Source organism: Mycobacterium sp. DL99 (assembly GCF_004762045.1).
Classification (GTDB): Bacteria; Actinomycetota; Actinomycetes; order Mycobacteriales; family Mycobacteriaceae; genus Mycobacterium.
This window is the reverse complement of record NZ_SJOM01000007.1, coordinates 4626641-4641782: the sequence shown is the minus strand read 5'-3', so window position 1 is coordinate 4641782 and position 15142 is coordinate 4626641. Positions and strand designations below refer to the sequence as shown.

Annotated in this window: 15 protein-coding genes; 10 read left to right on the top strand and 5 right to left on the bottom strand. The window is 66.7% G+C overall.

Going from position 1 to position 15142, the window contains the following annotated elements; genetic code table 11:
• Positions 1-4: 4 nt before the first annotated feature.
• Positions 5-625 carry a TetR/AcrR family transcriptional regulator gene (locus EYZ64_RS22615; protein ID WP_135456887.1) on the bottom strand — a complete coding sequence of 207 codons (621 nt, stop codon included), beginning with the start codon at positions 623-625 and terminating at the stop codon, positions 5-7.
• Between the two features lie 59 nt (positions 626-684).
• On the opposite strand from EYZ64_RS22615, the gene EYZ64_RS22610 reads away from it, so the two are divergent.
• Both EYZ64_RS22610 and EYZ64_RS22605 read left to right on the top strand, forming a co-directional pair.
• Positions 685-2097: an amidase gene (locus tag EYZ64_RS22610; protein ID WP_135456885.1), complete on the top strand. Its 1413-nt coding sequence runs from the start codon at positions 685-687 to the stop codon at positions 2095-2097.
• Positions 2094-3530, top strand: a complete 1437-nt coding sequence (locus EYZ64_RS22605) for an APC family permease (protein ID WP_167857930.1) — start codon at positions 2094-2096, stop codon at positions 3528-3530. The genes EYZ64_RS22610 and EYZ64_RS22605 overlap by 4 nt, the downstream gene beginning before the upstream one ends.
• Before the next feature lie 36 nt (positions 3531-3566).
• Here EYZ64_RS22605 and EYZ64_RS22600 read toward each other — a convergent pair whose 3' ends face one another.
• From EYZ64_RS22600 to EYZ64_RS22590, 3 genes are read right to left on the bottom strand one after another with little or no spacing between them, the layout of a single operon-like run.
• Positions 3567-3869, bottom strand: coding sequence for a hypothetical protein (locus EYZ64_RS22600; protein ID WP_135456881.1), 303 nt, complete (start codon positions 3867-3869; stop codon positions 3567-3569).
• A 9-nt stretch (positions 3870-3878) separates the two neighbouring features.
• Complete coding sequence (locus tag EYZ64_RS22595) at positions 3879-5381, bottom strand: class I adenylate-forming enzyme family protein (protein ID WP_135456879.1); 1503 nt, start codon at positions 5379-5381, stop codon at positions 3879-3881.
• Entirely contained in the window at positions 5378-6226 is an 849-nt protein-coding gene (locus EYZ64_RS22590) for an SDR family oxidoreductase (protein WP_135456877.1), read from the bottom strand. The genes EYZ64_RS22595 and EYZ64_RS22590 overlap by 4 nt, the downstream gene beginning before the upstream one ends.
• A 254-nt stretch (positions 6227-6480) precedes the next feature.
• Between EYZ64_RS22590 and EYZ64_RS22585 the strand changes: the two genes are divergently transcribed.
• The 4 genes from EYZ64_RS22585 to EYZ64_RS22570 are packed head-to-tail and all read left to right on the top strand — an operon-like array spanning position 6481 to position 10483.
• The gene (locus EYZ64_RS22585) at positions 6481-8070 is read left to right on the top strand and encodes a methylmalonyl-CoA mutase family protein (protein ID WP_135456875.1); all 1590 of its coding nucleotides are present in this window, start codon (positions 6481-6483) and stop codon (positions 8068-8070) included.
• Positions 8071-8472, top strand: coding sequence for a cobalamin B12-binding domain-containing protein (locus tag EYZ64_RS22580; protein ID WP_044522188.1), 402 nt, complete (start codon positions 8071-8073; stop codon positions 8470-8472).
• Complete coding sequence (locus EYZ64_RS22575) at positions 8469-9425, top strand: LLM class F420-dependent oxidoreductase (RefSeq protein WP_135456873.1); 957 nt, start codon at positions 8469-8471, stop codon at positions 9423-9425. The genes EYZ64_RS22580 and EYZ64_RS22575 overlap by 4 nt, the downstream gene beginning before the upstream one ends.
• Positions 9422-10483, top strand: a complete 1062-nt coding sequence (locus EYZ64_RS22570) for a CaiB/BaiF CoA transferase family protein (protein ID WP_135456871.1) — start codon at positions 9422-9424, stop codon at positions 10481-10483. The genes EYZ64_RS22575 and EYZ64_RS22570 overlap by 4 nt, the downstream gene beginning before the upstream one ends.
• 69 nt (positions 10484-10552) lie before the next feature.
• Here EYZ64_RS22570 and EYZ64_RS22565 read toward each other — a convergent pair whose 3' ends face one another.
• Entirely contained in the window at positions 10553-10864 is a 312-nt protein-coding gene (locus EYZ64_RS22565; RefSeq protein WP_167857929.1) for a 2Fe-2S iron-sulfur cluster-binding protein, read from the bottom strand.
• A gap of 217 nt (positions 10865-11081) precedes the next feature.
• On the opposite strand from EYZ64_RS22565, the gene EYZ64_RS22560 reads away from it, so the two are divergent.
• From EYZ64_RS22560 to EYZ64_RS22545, 4 genes are read left to right on the top strand one after another with little or no spacing between them, the layout of a single operon-like run.
• Positions 11082-12377, top strand: coding sequence for a class I adenylate-forming enzyme family protein (locus EYZ64_RS22560; RefSeq protein WP_286175319.1), 1296 nt, complete (start codon positions 11082-11084; stop codon positions 12375-12377).
• Positions 12355-13185, top strand: coding sequence for an acyl-CoA dehydrogenase family protein (locus EYZ64_RS22555; RefSeq protein ID WP_135456865.1), 831 nt, complete (start codon positions 12355-12357; stop codon positions 13183-13185). The genes EYZ64_RS22560 and EYZ64_RS22555 overlap by 23 nt, the downstream gene beginning before the upstream one ends.
• Positions 13172-14260 carry an acyl-CoA dehydrogenase family protein gene (locus EYZ64_RS22550; RefSeq protein WP_044522199.1) on the top strand — a complete coding sequence of 363 codons (1089 nt, stop codon included), beginning with the start codon at positions 13172-13174 and terminating at the stop codon, positions 14258-14260. The genes EYZ64_RS22555 and EYZ64_RS22550 overlap by 14 nt, the downstream gene beginning before the upstream one ends.
• A 4-nt stretch (positions 14261-14264) precedes the next feature.
• Positions 14265-15029, top strand: coding sequence for an enoyl-CoA hydratase/isomerase family protein (locus tag EYZ64_RS22545; RefSeq protein WP_135456864.1), 765 nt, complete (start codon positions 14265-14267; stop codon positions 15027-15029).
• Positions 15030-15142: the final 113 nt, after the last annotated feature.

The window sequence follows — 15142 nt, the reverse complement described above, 5'->3', positions numbered from 1 at the left end:
GCGGTCAGCCGGCGATCGGCCCCAGCGTTTCGGCCAGCCCGGCGATGATCGTGGTGAGCCCTCGGTCGAATTCGTCGAGGTGTCTGAGATCGCTCAGGCTCGGCCACGGCGCGGGCAGGTTGCCCGGCCGTCGAGTGGCGTGACTGCGGGCCCAGACGACGAGGAAGCCGGACGCGTACGCATCGGTGACCGCGAGGACGTGGCGCGCCTGGTCCGGGTTGAGCCCCGCGCCCTGCAGGACGTTGAGCACTTGGGCCAGGTGGGGCGCCACCGGCAGCTCGTCGTAGGGCGCGAGGGCCAACAGTTCGAACGTCCGCGGGTACCGCGCCGCCACGTCTCGATATGAGCCCAGCACGCGCCGGATCGCCTGCTGCCAGGATTCTCCCGCCCGGGCGTCGGTGTCGAGCAGGCAGATGAGCTGCTCCACGACGCTTTCGAGAAGGTCGTCACGGTTCCGGACATGGGTGTAGAGGCTCATCGTTCCGCAGCGGAGCTCGTCGGCGAGGGCGCGCATGGTCAACATCTCCAGCCCGTCGCGTTCGATCAGCGCGATCGCGGCGGCGGTGACGTTGTCGCGATTCAACTTGGGACGCGACTTTGTCTGTACCGCTTGACTTCTTCCCATGGATCTCACAATATCGGCGTACGTCGTACGGTGCGATGTACGTCACTAAGGAGCTTCCGTTGGAACTGCATCACTTGTCCGCCGTCGAGGCGACGGCGCTGTTTCGTAGCCGGGATCTTTCCCCCGGCGAACTGCTCGAGGCGGTCGTTGCCAGGACGGCCGCCACCGAACCGGCGGTCAACGCCGTGACCGAGCAATGGCTCGACGACGCCCGCGAAGACGCCCGACGGTCGGAGCAACGTTTCGTACGCGGTGAGGAGGTCGCGCCGCTGGAGGGAATCCCGCTGATGCTCAAAGACGAGCAGCCGGTCGCGGGGCGCCTCTGTGAGGACGGGTCCATGCTGGAGAAGGGCCGGATCGCCGACGTCACCCATCCCATCGTGGATCGAATCCGCGCGGCGGGGGCCGTCATCCATGGCAGGACCACCACACCGGAGTTCTGCTGCGCGCCGGTCACCCACTCCGACCTGTGGGGCGTGACCCGCAACCCGTGGAACCTCACGGTCACTCCGGGCGGTTCGTCCGGCGGAGCCGGTGCCGTGCTGGCCGCGGGGTCGACGGTGCTGGCCACCGGCTCCGACATCGGCGGCTCGATCCGGATCCCGTCGTCGTTCTGCGGAGTCGTCGGATACAAGCCGCCGTTCGGACGGGTCCCCGGTCTCCCTCCGTTCAACTCCGACACGTACTGCGCCGATGGGCCCATGGGCCGCAGCGTCGCCGACGTCGCGCTGCTCCAGAATGTGATCGCGGGCCCTTGGTCTGGGGATCAGGCGTCCCTGCGGCAGTCGGCACCGGTCTCCGCCGATGTGACCTCGCTGCGCAACACCCGGATCGCACTCTGCCTCACGCTGGGCGACTACGCGGTCGACCCGGTGATCGCGGAGAACACCCGAACTGTCGCCGCCGCGCTCCGGTCCGCAGGCGCCGACGTACAGGAAGTCACCCTGCCGTGGCAGACCCAGCAGGTACTCGACACTGCGTGGGCCCATTTCGGCGCTGTGATGGGGCCGTTCATCGAGCAGGTCGCTGAGGGCGACCCGGAGATGCTCCAGGCCCTGATGCCCTACACGCGGGCATTTGCGGCGTCCGCTGCCGGGTCATTCGATTACGTCGCGGGGCTGTCCGCAGAGGCCGACTTCTACCGCCCGTTCGGGGAGCTGATGGACGGCTTCGACGCGTTGGTGTGTCCGACCATGGCCGTCACCGGGCTCGACGCCGAAGCCGCATGTCTGGACACCCAGCAGGTCTTCAAGACCATGATGACGTTGCCGTTCAACGTGATCGGACGGGTTCCGGTACTGGCAGTCCCGTCCGGCAAGGCGCCCAACGGCGTGCCCACCGGGGTTCAGATCGTGGGTCGCACCTACGACGACGCAACGGTGTTCCGAGTCGGCGCCGCGCTCGAGCACGAACTGGCGCTGTGGACTGATCCCGGATGGTGGCCGGACCTGCCCATCCAGTTGGCACAGTGACGTCCGTCCAACCCGCCGCCGATCGGCGGGTATCCGGCGGAGGCTTGGCGTCCGGACGGCTCGGGACCTTCGACATCGTCTTCTTCGTCATCGCCGCGGCGGCACCGCTGGCGGTGGTTGCGGGGTCCGCACCGCTCGCGTTCAGGCTGGGCGGGTTGGGTACTCCGGGCGCCTACGTCCTCTGTGGTTTGGTGTACATCCTGTGCGCGGCCGGCCTGACGGCCTTCGCGCAGCACGTGCGCAACGCGGGCGCGTTCTACGCCTTCATCGGACGCGGACTCGGGCGACCGGCCGGAGTCGGGTCGGCGCTCCTCGCGCTGTTGTCGTACGGGCTCGTCTGCTTCGGCTTCTATGGCTTCTTCGGCTCGTATGCGAAGACGGCTGTCCACGATCTCGTGGGTATCGACCTGCACTGGTCCGTCTACTCCCTCGCAGGTGCTGCTTTCGTGGCAGTACTCGGTTACCGGCAGATCGACATCGGCGCACGGGTTCTGGGAGTGCTGATGACCCTCGAGGTTCTGATCCTCGCGGTGCTGTCCATCACCATTCTCATCAAGAACGGCTCAGCCAATCTGTCGTCGCAACCCTTCGAGCCGGGCAACGTCTTCAACTCCGGTGCGGGAGGAATGTTCGTTCTCGCGCTGGGCGCCTTCATCGGCTTCGAGAGCACGGCGATCTATGCCGAGGAGGCCCGGAACCCGGAGCGGTCCGTGCCTCGGGCAACGTACGCCGCCGTGGCGTTCCTCGCCCTGTTCTACGGATTCACCACTTGGATCGCGGTCGACGCATTCGGCGTGGAAAAGCTGCTTGCCATGACCCAGGCAGACGACTTCCAGAGCCTGTATTTCGGCCTCGCCGACACCTACCTCGGTGGCTGGGCGAAGACCACCATGGACCTACTGATCGTGACGAGCATCCTCGCGGCCACGATCGCGTTCCACAACGCGACCTCGCGGTACATGTTCGCCCTCGGCCGGGACCGGATCCTGCCCGCGCGGCTGGGACAGGCGCACCCGCGGTTCGGATCTCCCAGCCGGGCCAGCGTGGTGACAACACTCGGATCGGTCCTGCTGATCGTCGTCACCGTGGGGCTGCACGGCGATCCGTATCTGCACCTCCTGCTGTGGACGAACACCGTGGGCATCGTCGGAATCGTGGTGTTGCAGGTCCTCTGCATGGCAGCCGTCATCCGGTTCTTCGCACGGGATCGCCGCGGCAACACGGCATTCCGGGTCTGGGTGGCGCCCGCGCTCGGTGCGGCCGGGTTGATCGTCGGCCTCTACCTCATGCTGACCAATCTCGATCTGCTCACGGGCCGCACCGACTGGGTCAACTGGGCACTGGTAGCTCCGTTGCCGCTGGTCGGCCTCGGCGGCTACGTCTGGGCGCGGATCACCCGAGGCCGGCGCCCGAGCGAGGCCGGCGCCGACTGACCCCACAGCTTGGCCTACAGCTGTGGGGTCAGCCCACTAGTCGCTGGCCGGAAGGGGCTTGGCCTCTTTGAGGCTGAGGGCGGTGGTCCCGACCGAGAGCGTGCCGGCACCGGCCTTGGTGACCAGCACCTCGGCCCCGCCTTCGTCGACGTAGCGCTTGCCCATCAGGTTGCCGTCGGAGAACGCCGCGTCGATCGTTGCGGCCGAGTCCTTTTCGGCGTCAAGTGCGACCATCGCGACACCGCCGGCCCGGAGGTCGTCGAGGCTGTCGGCGCTGCGCACCACGATGACCTGGGTGTCGCACACCTGGCTCTGCAGGCGGGTGCCGTTCTTGATCATGCTGACTCCTTACGGGGTGTGCCTTGAGACGGGTGCGAGTTCGTCGACCAGTTGGCGGCGCAGGACCTTGCCGGTCGGGTTGGTGGGCAGTTCGTCGCGGAACACCACCCGGTCAGGGGTTCGTGAACCGCGCAACTGCTTGCGCACATGATCGCGCAACGCATCCGGGTCGGGCGAGGTGCCCTCGACGGGCACCACGACGGCCACGATGATCTGTCCCCATTGCGGGTCCTCGGGGCCGACGACGGCCACGTCGCGGACTTCGGGATGCTCGACGAGCACATCCTCGATCTCGGCAGGGGCGATGTTCTCCCCACCGCGGATGATGGTGTCGTCGGACCGCCCGCCGATGAACAGGTAGCCGCCCTCGTCGAGCATGGCGACATCCTTGGTGGGGAACCAGCCTTCGGCGTCGAGCACCGACCCGATGTCGGTGTAGCGGCCGGACACCTGCTCACCGCGCACGAAGAGTTCACCGGTCTCGCCGGCGCCCAGCACGGTCCCGTCCTCGGCGCGGATCTGGACCTCGATGCCGGGGACCGCCTGGCCGACCGAGCCGAGCCGACGGGCGGCGGTCGCGTCCTCTGCGGCCAGTGCCTCGCGGTGATCATCGGGGCCCAGAACCGCGATGGTGGAACTGGTTTCGGTCAATCCGTAGGCGTTGACGAACCCGACGTCGGGCAGTAGCTGCAGTGCCTTGCGGACCAGGGGCAGCGCCACCTTCGAGCCACCGTAGGCGAGGCTGCGCAGGGTGGGCAGTTCGAGGCCGGCCGCTTCCAGGGCGGTGACGATGCGGTCCAGCATGGTCGGCACCACGGTGGCCGACGTGACACCTTCGGTGCGGACCAGCTCGACCCAATTCTCAGCGTCGAAGTGTCGCAGGTACACCATCTTCCGGCCGGCGTACAGGTTCGACATGGCCGCGCTGACCCCGGCGATGTGATACGGCGGGACGCAGATCAGGGCGGCGTCTTCCTCTGCCGCCGAGGCGAATTCGACTGTCCCGGTGATGTAGCTGGTGAGGTTGTTGTGGGTGAGCTCGACGGCCTTGGGGCGTGAGGTCGTGCCCGAGGTGAACAGCACGACCGCGACGGCGTCGGGGTCGGCGAACTCGGCCGCGGGTTCGGCGGTGCGCGCCGCGGCCAAGAACTCCTCCGAGGTGATGACCTGCTTGCCCGCTCCGGCGACGACATCGGCGTATTCGGCGTCGGTGACCACCAGCGCCTCGGGCAGTCGCTCGATCAGTTCGTGCAGGCCGTCCTTGCTGAGTCGGTAGTTCAGCGGGGTGAACGGCACGGCTGCACGGGCAGAGGCGAACAGCAGCAACGGCAGTATCGCCCCGCCGGTGCCGACATAGGCCACGTGGGCGGCCCCGGAGGCGGCGATCACGCCGGCGCCGCCGTCGGCCAGGGTGCTGAGTTCCTCTGTGGTCAGGCGGAGATCGTCGGACACCACTGCGGTGCGGTCGGGTCCGCCCGAGACCGCCATCTCCAGCAGTAGCGAGATGCTCATAGGCCTTGTCCCGGTGCGTCGATGAAGATGTCGATGATCGGATTATCCCCGCCGCCGTAGCGTGACAGGTCGGTGACGCCGGAAGCGGTGAGCACCTCCGAGTCGATGAAGGTCTGACCGTTCACCTCGCCGGCCGGTCGGGACAGGATCTCCACGGCCGCATCCGCCATGATCTCGGGGTTGCGGGACTGAGAGGCCATCTTGTCGCCGTCGGCGAGGTTCGTCACCGCGGCGGTGGCGATGTAGGTCTCGGGCCACAGGCAGCTGAAACCGATTCCGGCATCCGCGTATTCAGCGGCCCAGCCCAGCGACAGCAACGTCATTCCGTACTTGGACAGAGTGTAGGAGGGGTGCGCGCCCAGCCAGTAGGGGTTCATGTTCATCGGCGGGGCCAGCGTCAGCACCTGCCCGTTGGTGGATTTGCGCAGGTGCGGCAGCGCGGCTTTGGTGAGCAGGAACGTGCCGCGGATGTTGATGTCCATCATCAGGTCGAACTTCTTGGCCGACAGCGCCTCGGTGGGGTCGGTGGAGATGGCGCTGGCGTTGTTGATCACGATGTCGACGCCGCCGAAGTGCTCGACCGCGGTCTCGACCGCGCGGGCCACGTCCTCTTCCTTGCGCACGTCACCGACGACCGCGACGCCCTTGCCGCCGGCGGCCTCCACCTCGGCGACGGCGGTGTGCACGGTGCCGGGAAGCCTGGGATGCGGTTCGGCGGTCTTGGCCAGCAGCACCACGTTCGCCCCGCGGCGGGCGGCGCCGAGCGCAATCGCCAGTCCGATCCCGCGGCTGCCGCCGGATACGACCAGCGTGCGATCGGTGAATGACTCCTGCTGGCTGGACATGGTCCTCCTCGTCGAGCGCAGCGTCTGCTGTGCGCCGTTATCAACCGTACCCAAATGGTATTGGCATTCTCATTTTTAGCAAGTGGCGTAATCGTCGGCTGAGGCGCCCGAAGAATCGGCGTCCATCAGACTTGTTCGGCCGTGTCGCCGGAGCCGCTCTGTGTGCAGGTCGGAGGACTCCCGGCCAGTACAGGCGCCACATTTCCACCCTGCGGTATTGGCATTCTCATTTTTAGCAAGTACGTTATCCACTGATGAGCGAGCAAGTTGTGCCTCCGGTAGAGACACCATCTGGCATCCCGCTGGCGCCCGTCTACGGACCGAGCGACCGTGCGGTCGAGCCGCCTGCCCCCGGGACCTATCCCTTCACGCGCGGCAACTTCGCGTCCGGCTATCGCGGGAAGACCTGGACCTTCCGGCAGTACTCGGGTTTCGGCACCGCCGAGGAATCCAACCGTCGGTACCGCTACCTGCTCGATCAGGGTGGGACGGGCCTGTCGGTGGCGCTGGACCTGCCTACCCAGTGCGGCTACGACTCCGATGACGAGGAGTACGGCGAGGAGGTCGGTCGTGTCGGCGTCGCGGTGGACACCCTGGCCGACGCCGAGATCCTGTTCGACAGCATCCCGCTGGACAAGATCAGCACCAGCTTCACCATCAACGGCACCGCGGCCATCCTGCTGGCCTTCTACGTTGCCGCCGCGGAGAAGAAGGGCGTCCCGCGCGAGAAGCTGACCGGAACCATCCAGAACGACATCCTCAAGGAATACGCGTCGCGCGGGACGTGGATCTGGCCGCCCGAGCCGTCGCTGCGGCTGATCGCCGACACCATCGAGTTCTGTGCCGCCGAGGTGCCCCGGTTCAACGCGATCTCGGTGGCCGGTGCGCACTTCCGCGATGCGGGTGCCAACGCCGTGCAGGAGATGTCGTTCACGCTCGCCGATGGCGTCACCTACTGCGACACGGTGGTCGCGCGCGGCCGCATGACGATTGACAAGTTTGCCCCGCAGATCTCGTTCTTCTTCTACACCCACGGTGACTTCTTCGAGGAGATCGCCAAATATCGTGCCGGCCGGCGTCGTTGGGCCACGATCGTGCGGGAGCGCTACGGCGCGACCACCGACAAGGCGTCGATGTTCCGGTTCGGCTGTGTGGCGGGCGGGGCCTCTCTGTACGCGCCGCAGGCTCAGAACAACCTGGTGCGGGTGGCCTACGAGTCGCTGGCTGCGGTGCTGGGCGGTGTGCAGTCGATGTTCACCGCGGCGTGGGACGAACCGTTCGCCCTGCCCAGTGAGGAATCGGCGACGCTGGCCCTGCGGACCCAGCAGATCCTGGCCTACGAAACCGGTGTCACCAAAGTCGCCGACCCGCTTGGCGGTTCGTATTTCGTCGAGGCGCTCACCGACGCCACCGAGGCCAAGATCATCGAGATCATGGACGATTTGGAGCGGCACGGCGGCATGGTCCGCTGCATCGAGGACGGCTACCTGCAGGGCCTGATCGCCGACGAGGCGTTCAAGATCCACCAGGAGGTCGAGTCGGGGGCACGCCCGGTGGTCGGGGTCAACAAGTTCGTCACCGACGAGCCGGCGCCCGATATCGACACCTACGAGCTCGATGCGGAGGGCCGCGATCTGCAGCTCAAGCGGCTGTCCAAGGTCAAGGCCGAGCGCGACGATGTTGCGGTCAAAGAGACTCTGGCCGCCCTGGCCAGGGGTGCCGAAAGCGACGACAACCTGATGCACCGGTTGATCGATTGCGCCAATGCGTATTGCACAGTGGGAGAGATGGTGTCGACCTTGAAGTCGGTGTGGGGCGAGTTCCAACAGCCGGTGGTGTTCTAGATGGCGACTCGTGTACTCGTTGCGAAACCAGGGCTCGACGGCCACGACCGCGGCGCCAAGATCGTCGCGCGGACGCTGCGTGACGCCGGATTCGAGGTCATCTACACCGGTATCCGGCAGCGCATCGAGGACATCGTGTCGATCGCATTGCAGGAAGACGTTGCTCTGGTGGGCCTTTCGATCCTCTCGGGTGCGCACGTCGCATTGACCACCCGCACTGTCGAGGCGCTGCGGGCGGCCGATGCCGGTGACATCGCCGTCGTCGTTGGCGGCACGATCCCGCAGTCTGATGTCCAGAAGTTGCTGGACGCCGGTGCGGCAGCGGTGTTCCCGACGGGGACGTCGCTCGACACCCTGGTGACCGACGTTCGTGCGCTGACAGAAAAGGTTTCGGAATCATGAGGCTGGGCGTGATGATCGGGGCCGAGCGTGGCGACATGGCCCGCAAGGTCTCCAAGCTGGTCTCCGACATCCAGTGGGCCGAGTCGGCCGGACTGGACAGTGCGTGGATGCCCCAGGTGCCCAACGACTTCGACCTGCTCACCATGGTGGCGTTGATGGCGTCGAACACCACGCGCATCGAACTCGGCACCGCGGTGGTGCCGCTGCAGGCGCAGCACCCGATCGCACTGGCGCGGCAGGCGCTGTCGGTGCACGCCATCTCGGGTGGCCGGCTGGTCCTGGGTGTCGGGCCGTCGCACCACTGGATCGTCCGCGACATGCTGGGCCTGCCCTATGACAAGCCCGCCGCCTACACCCGGGACTACCTGCAGGTGCTCAACGCTGCCATCTCCGGGCCCGGAGACGTTGACGTGGAGAACGATTCCTTCACCGTGCACAACCCGACGGTGCTGGGCGCCGACACCCCGATGCCGGTGCTGGTGTCCGCGCTGGGCCCGGTGATGCTGCAGATCGCCGGTGAGCACGCCGACGGCACATCGCTGTGGATGGCCGACGAGAAGGCGATCGGCGAGCACATCGCCCCGAAGATCAACAAGGCCGCTGCCGAAGCCGGTAAGCCCGCGCCGCGCATCGTCGCCGGCATCCCGGTCACGCTGTGCGCCAACTCCGAGATCGAGGAAGCCAAGGACCGCGCCAACCGCGTCCTCGCCGAAGCCGAGACCTCGCCCAACTACCAGCGGCTGCTGGACCGCGGCGAGGCCCGTAACGTCGGCGATCTGCTCGCCGCGGGTGACGAGGAGTCAATCCTCAAGCGGTTCAAGCAGTTCGCCGACGCCGGGGTGACGGACCTGTCGGTTCGTCTGCTGCCGATCGGGGAGAACCGCGACGAGCTGATCGCGTCGAAGTACCGGACGCGTGAGGTGATCGCCGAACTCGCCAAGTGCCTGCGATGACCGCGCCGCTGGCGGGCATCCGCATCATCGAGGTCGGTGTCATGCTGGCCGGCCCGTACGCCACGATGATGCTGGCCGACCTGGGCGCTGAGGTGATCAAGGTCGAACCGCCCGGCGGGGAGATCTCCCGTCAGGTCAGTGACAGCTATTTCGCGAGCCTCAACCGGGGCAAGCGCAGCATATGCATGGATCTCGCCTCCGAGGCTGGACAAGCGAAACTCGCTGAGCTGGTAGCTGATTCGAACGCGCTCCTGGTGAACATGAAGCCTTCGGTGATCCGCAGGCTGGGCCTCACGTACGAGAATCTGCGGCGCTTCAACGAGAAGATCGTCTGTGTCGCGATGACAGGATTCGGGTTAGACGGGGGAGATGACCCGGCGTTCGACTACGTCATCCAGGCCGCCACCGGGGTGGCCGCGATGACCGGTGATCCCGACGGCCCGCCCACGTTGCCCGGCTACTCCTCGGCGGACAACTCGACCGGGCTGACTGCTGCGCTGGGCCTGCTGGCGATGATCGTCTCGGGCAACGGTGGGCAGGTGGACGTGTCGCTGCGCGATGTCATGCTCTCGCAGCTGAACTACCGCGCCTCGGCCTATCTCAACGACGGTGCCGAGCCGCGCCGCCATCCGTTCGGCGCGCATTCGTATTACGTACCCGCGCAGCTGTTCCCGACCGCCGATGGGTATCTGGCGTTGTTCATCACCCATGACGGGTTCTGGAAGTCGTTCGCGGCTGAGGCCGGGGTCGACGGTTTCGAGACCATGGCTGAGCGCGCCGCCCGCCGCGAGGAAGTGCTCGACGTGGTGACGGCGGTCCTGGCCACCGATACCGCGGCGGGTTGGGAGTCGCGGCTCAAGCCGCTGGGGATTCCGGCGGCTGCCGTGCGTACCTTGCCGCAGGCGCTGGATGCGACACCCGAGATGGTCGTCACCGCTGGGGATTTCCGGCTCGTGGGCAGCCCGGTGCAGGTCGCCGGGTACACGCCGGACTACCGGCCAGCGCCGGCGTTCGATGAGTACGGCCAGCGGTCACCGGTTTCTGCACCAGAGTCGTGACTGCTTGATTTGTGCGACCCTGCTGTAGAAACCGGCGGCGCACATGGCGCTCGCTCATGGCGCTTGAGGTCAATCCTCGTCGTAGGAGACGGTCACTGAATCGCAGTCCGGGATGGCCTGGCAGGTCAGCACCCAGCCCTCGGCCACCTCGTCGTCGTCGAGCGCGTCGTTGACGCGCATGGTGGCGGTCCCCTCGAGGAGCTTGGCCATGCAGGTGCCGCAGTTGCCGGCCTCGCAGGAGAACGGAGGCGTCATACCGGCGCGGCGCGCGCTCTCCAGCAGCGTTTCGCCCTGCCGGCGGGGCACGGACAACTGCTCACGATCGAAGACGATCGTGACCTTGCCGTCCGCTTCGCTACCGACCGTCGGATCTGCCGTCATGTGACTCCCCTGTGCACGTACGTTCTGATATGAAGAGAATACCATTCTCGCTAACTGATAGTATCTTCTCGGTGTGCTCGACGGCCAGCGGAGCATGGGAAAGGGGCGGTGAATCTTGACTGGGATCGCAACTGTTCCTCGGGTGCGCACCCCGGTCGTGCTCGCCTTCGATGACCGTGACTACACCCTGGCCGAACTCGACGCGCTGACCAGCGGGATGGTCACCGAGCTGGAACGCCGCGGCGTCAGGCCGGGTGACCGCGTCGCGATGATGTCCTCCAACCGCCCCGAGTTCGTCGTCGCGCTGCGCGCGATCTGGGGCCTGGGCGCGGTGGCCGTGCTGATCAGCCCGGCCTGGAAAGAACGCGAGGTTGCCCACGCCCTCGCGCTGACAGCGCCCAGCCATGCGGTGGGCGATCACGAGGTGCTGGCGTCACACATGCCGATGTTGCATCTCGATGAGCCGGTCACCCCTGGCCTCCGGCGGTTCGACCCGCCCGACCCGGACAGCGACGCGCTGTTCGTCTTCAGCTCGGGTACCACCGGCCTGCCGAAGGCGGTGCGCCACACCCATCGCGGGTTCGCGACGGCCATCGACCATTGGCGTGACGCACTGGGGTTCACCAGCGCCGACCGTATGCAGATCATGACGCCGCCGTCGCACATCCTGGGGTTGCTCAACATCGCCATGGTGCTCGACACCGGCGCCTGGATGCGCCTGCACCGCCGCTTCGACGTCGACACGATGCTGCGCCACATCGAATCCGACCGCATCACGATCGAAATGGCGGTGGCACCAATTGCTTTGGCGCTGGCCGCGCACCCCGATCTGGGTCGCTACGATCTGTCGTCGCTGCGCTACGTGATGTGGTGTGCCACCCCGGTGACCCGCAGTGTCGCCGATGCCGCCACCGAACGGGCCGGGATCCGGTGGCTGACCGCCTACGGCACCACCGAACTCCCGGTGATCGCGTGTAATCCGCTGGATGCCACCCACATCGACACCGTGGGCACCCCGGTGCGCGGGGTCGACGTCCGCATCGGCGAGGACGGTGAGATCCAGGTGCGGTCGGACTCGGTGATGGCCGGTTATCTGCCGAAGGACGCCATCGCGGGGGCATTCTGTGACGGCTGGTATCGCACCGGCGACATCGGCTACCTCGATGACGACGGATACCTGCACATCACCGACCGCGCCAAGGAGATGGTCAAAGTCCGCGGCTTCCAGGTGGCACCGGCCGAGGTCGAGGCGGTGCTGCACGGCCACCCGGCAGTCACCGACTGCGCGGTGTTCGGCGTGACCGACGCGGCCGATGGCGAGGCCATCGTGGCCGCGGTGACGACACATTCTGCGGTGTCAGCCGAGGAACTCATCGACCTTGTCGGTGAGCGGCTGGCCTCGTACAAGCGGCCCAGCCGCGTGGAGTTCGTAACCGAGATACCCCGGTTACCTTCCGGAAAGGTATTGCGACGAGTGCTGAAGGAGCGGCATGGACGTTCGTCTGACGTCTGAACAGCAGCAGCTGCGAGAGGCCGCAGCGAAACTGGCCGACGACCTCGGACCGGATGCGGTCGGAGAGCTGTCGGATGAGGGCCGGATCGCCCGGTTGGAGAGCACGGTCGCCGCAACCGATTGGCGCACACTGCGTTCCGACGGCGCCTCCGGCGTGGAAGTGGCGATCATCGCCGAGGAGTTCGGACGCGGTCTGGTCGACGTGCCGTTCCTCGGTCCGGTGCTCGCCGACGATCTGGCGCGGCGGCTCGATCGTGAGGTGAAGGTCGGCACGGAGGAAGCCGCCACCGCCGGTGTGGATCTGACGCGAAGCACCGTAGGTGCGGTCGAGTCGCCCGCCGAGCTCGCCGAGCTGTCGAGCGAGGACGCTTTGCGCTGGCAGGCGCTGGCGCTCGCTGCCACCAGCGCCGACCTGGTCGGTGCCGCGCGCGGCGTGCACGCGCTGGCCGTCGACTACGCGAAAGTCCGTGAGCAGTACGGCTCGACGATCGGGTCGTACCAGGCGGTCGCACACCTGCTGGCCGAAGGACTCGCGCTGATCGAGGGATCGATCAGCGTGCTGCGTCACGCGGCATGGGCCGTCGACGAACTGCCGGCCGAGGAAGCCGTCCGGGCCGGAAAGATCGCCAAGGTCTACTGCGCCCGCGCCGCGCGCACCGTCTGCGAGACCGCGATCCAGGTGCACGGCGGGATCGGAAACACCTGGGAATGCCTGGCGCATGTGTACCTGCGCCGGGTTCTGGTGGCCACCGAGTTGTGGCCAGTCAAGCTGGAGGACTTGGAGGTCACTGATCTTGGACTTTCGTGATTCACCTGAGGAAGCTGCCTTCCGGGACCGCCTGAGGACCTGGCTGGCGGACAACGCCGCGTCCTTCAAGGCATCCGGTGACGACTACTGGGCCCGGATGGGGGAGTGGCATCAGGCCCTCTATGCCGCAGGGTTTTTCGGCACCTCGTGGCCCGAGGAGTTCGGCGGCCAGGACCTGCCGCCGGTCTACGACGTCATCGTCGACGAGGAGCTGGCCCGGGCCGGTGCGCCGCCGCGCCCCAGCCTCGGCTACCTGGTGGTCGGCCTGGGTCATCACGGCAGCAAGGAACTGCAGCAGCGGTTCCTGCCGGGGATGATCAATGGCACCGAGCGTTGGTGCCAGGGCTTTTCGGAACCCGGCGCCGGTTCGGATCTCGCCTCGCTGACCACGACGGCGACGCGCGACGGCGACAACTACATCATCAACGGGCACAAGATCTGGACCAGCTACTCCGATGTGGCTGACTGGTGCCTGGTGCTGGCCCGCACCGACAAGACTGTGGCCAGGCACAAGGGGATCTCGGCGTTCATCGTGTCGATGCACCAGGACGGCATCGAGCAGCGGCCGCTGCAGATGATCAACGGTGTCACCACGGAGTTCGGTCAGGTGGCGTTCGACGGTGCGGTGGTGCCGGCCTCGAACATGGTGGGTGAGCCGGGCGACGGGTGGCGGCTGGCCATGACCGTCGTCAGCCATGAGCGTGAACCGTCGACCCTCGGTTATTCGGCGCGCTACGGAAAGCTGGTGCGCGAGATGGCCTCTCGGGTCGAGGGGAAAGTGCCCGAAGACCTCGCCTGGGCCGGGGTACAGGCCGAGATGCTGCGGCTGCATGTGCGACGGCGGCTGTCCGAACAACTCGACGGGCTCAAGCACGGCCCGGAGGGCTCGTTGGACAAGCTGCTCATGACCTGGGTCGAGCAGTCCGTCGGGCATGCCGCGTTGGCGGTCACCGGCACCAGCGATCCCGAACTGCTGAGCGCGTATCTCTACAGCCGCGCCCAGAGCGTCATGGGTGGCACATCGCAGATCCAGAAGAACATCATCGCGTCACGAATCCTCGGGCTGGGAGTCTAGATACATGTACGGAATGCCAGACGAAATCAATGTGCAGGCCGACGGTGCGCTGCGCATCATCACGCTGAACCGCCCCGATGCGCTCAATGCGGTCAACGACAACTTGCACGTCGGCCTCGCGCGGTTGTGGGAGGCGCTCAACGAGGACGCCGATGCGCGCGCCGCCGTGATCACCGGTGCCGGCCGGGCGTTTTCCGCGGGCGGCGACTTCAACTACCTCGACGAGTTGCGGCGCGATGAGGCCTTGCGGCAGAAGACGATCAAGCACGGACGTGACCTCGTCATCGGCATGGTGCGGTGCCGCATTCCGGTCGTCGCCGCGGTGAACGGCCCGGCCGTCGGGCTCGGCTGTAGCCTGGCCGCGCTGTCGGACGTGGTCTACATGGCCGAGAACGCACACTTCGCCGATCCGCACGTACAGATCGGGCTGGTGGCCGCCGACGGTGGTCCGCTGGTGTGGGGTTCGCAGATTTCGTTGTTGCAGGCCAAGGAGTTTGCACTCACGGGCGTGCGGATCAAGGCTCAGCGGGCAGTTGAACTGGGCCTGGCCAATCATGTGGTCGAGGACCCACTGGCCGAGGCGATCGCGTGCGCGAAGAAGCTGATCGACCTGCCGAAGCAGGCGGTGGAGGCCACCAAGCGGCTGATGAACATCCAGCTGGAGCAGCAGGTGATGGCGTCGCTGGATTACGCAAACCTCGCCGAGTACGTGTCGTTCGGAACGGCTGATTTCAATCGGATCGTGGACGGCTTGATCGCGAAGAACTGATCACCGCTGTACCGCGAGCGTGCGTGTCTGTGCACGCTCGCGGGATATGGCGGGGCGCAAGCTGTTACGGCACACGCGTGCGTAACGCAGTGGCGGTGATTCTGCGATTTTCC

Bases quoted from the DNA above. Each gene is read 5' to 3' on its own strand.
- EYZ64_RS22615 (WP_135456887.1), bottom strand. From the start codon at position 625: ATGGGAAGAAGTCAAGCGGTACAGACAAAGTCGCGTCCCAAGTTGAAT.
- EYZ64_RS22600 (WP_135456881.1), bottom strand. From the start codon at position 3,869: ATGATCAAGAACGGCACCCGCCTGCAGAGCCAGGTGTGCGACACCCAG.
- EYZ64_RS22595 (WP_135456879.1), bottom strand. From the start codon at position 5,381: ATGAGCATCTCGCTACTGCTGGAGATGGCGGTCTCGGGCGGACCCGAC.
- EYZ64_RS22590 (WP_135456877.1), bottom strand. From the start codon at position 6,226: ATGTCCAGCCAGCAGGAGTCATTCACCGATCGCACGCTGGTCGTATCC.
- EYZ64_RS22585 (WP_135456875.1), top strand. From the start codon at position 6,481: ATGAGCGAGCAAGTTGTGCCTCCGGTAGAGACACCATCTGGCATCCCG.
- EYZ64_RS22580 (WP_044522188.1), top strand. From the start codon at position 8,071: ATGGCGACTCGTGTACTCGTTGCGAAACCAGGGCTCGACGGCCACGAC.
- EYZ64_RS22575 (WP_135456873.1), top strand. From the start codon at position 8,469: ATGAGGCTGGGCGTGATGATCGGGGCCGAGCGTGGCGACATGGCCCGC.
- EYZ64_RS22570 (WP_135456871.1), top strand. From the start codon at position 9,422: ATGACCGCGCCGCTGGCGGGCATCCGCATCATCGAGGTCGGTGTCATG.
- EYZ64_RS22565 (WP_167857929.1), bottom strand. From the start codon at position 10,864: ATGACGGCAGATCCGACGGTCGGTAGCGAAGCGGACGGCAAGGTCACG.
- EYZ64_RS22560 (WP_286175319.1), top strand. From the start codon at position 11,082: ATGGTCACCGAGCTGGAACGCCGCGGCGTCAGGCCGGGTGACCGCGTC.
- EYZ64_RS22555 (WP_135456865.1), top strand. From the start codon at position 12,355: ATGGACGTTCGTCTGACGTCTGAACAGCAGCAGCTGCGAGAGGCCGCA.
- EYZ64_RS22545 (WP_135456864.1), top strand. From the start codon at position 14,265: ATGTACGGAATGCCAGACGAAATCAATGTGCAGGCCGACGGTGCGCTG.